Source organism: Pseudomonas fluorescens, assembly GCF_902498065.1.
GTDB lineage: Bacteria > Pseudomonadota > Gammaproteobacteria > Pseudomonadales > Pseudomonadaceae > Aquipseudomonas > Aquipseudomonas fluorescens_BJ.
The window spans coordinates 1-1049 of the sequence record NZ_CABVIR010000020.1; the positions used below are offsets into that span (position 1 = coordinate 1).

Annotated in this window: 1 pseudogene; it reads left to right on the plus strand. The window is 62.8% G+C overall.

Going from position 1 to position 1049, the window contains the following annotated elements:
- Positions 1-1049, plus strand: a pseudogene (locus tag F8N43_RS29145) (calcium-binding protein); the annotation flags it as partial.

Sequence of the window (1049 nt, forward strand, 5' to 3'; positions counted from 1 at the left end):
CCACGTCAACGGCACCGGCAACGCCCTGAACAACATCCTGCTCGGCAACAGCGGCAACAACGTGCTCGACGGCGGCCTCGGCGCCGACAGGATGGTCGGCGGCACCGGCAACGACACTTACGTCGTCGACAACCTCAAGGACATCGTCAGCGAAACCAGCACCCTGGCGGGCGAAATCGACACCGTGATGGCTTCGATCAGCTACACCCTCGGTGCCAACCTGGAAAACCTGACCCTCACCGGCAGCGATAACCTCAACGGCACCGGCAACGCCCTGAACAACGTGCTGATCGGCAACGACGGCAACAACCTCCTCAATGGCGGGCTCGGCATCGACACGCTGATCGGCGGCGGTGGCAACGACACCTATTACCTTGATCAGGCTGCGGAACTGGCGCGGGTACAGGAAGACGCCGATAACGGCACCGACCAACTCTATGTCGCCTACGCCGCCAAGGCGTCGACCAGCGTGATCGACCTGAGCCAGAACAACCTGCTCAACGTCGAGAACGTGACCGTCACCGGCATCGGGGCCTTCAGCGTGATCGGCAACGACTGGAACAACACCCTGATCGGCAACGCGTCCATCAATGTCCTGCAAGGCGGCGCCGGCAATGACTGGCTGGACGGCGGTCTCGGGGCGGACAGCCTCAGCGGTGGCACGGGCGACGATGTCTACATCGTCGACAACGTCGGTGACAAAGTCATCGAACTGGCCGACGAAGGCCGCGATCTGGTCAAGGCCTCGGTCAGCTACAGCCTGTCGGCCAATGTCGAAGACGCCCTGTTGCTCGGCGCTGCCGCCGTGAACCTCACCGGCAACGAACTGGCCAACACCCTGACCGGCAATGCCGCCGCCAACATCCTCAATGGCGGCGCGGGTGCGGACACCTTGATCGGCGGGGCCGGCAACGACACCTATGTGGTGGATCACATCGGCGATAACGTGATCGAAACCGGCACTTCGCTGACCGAAGTCGACACCGTCCAGGCTTCGATCAACTACACCCTTGGTGCCAACGTCGAAAACCTGACCCTGACCGGCAGCG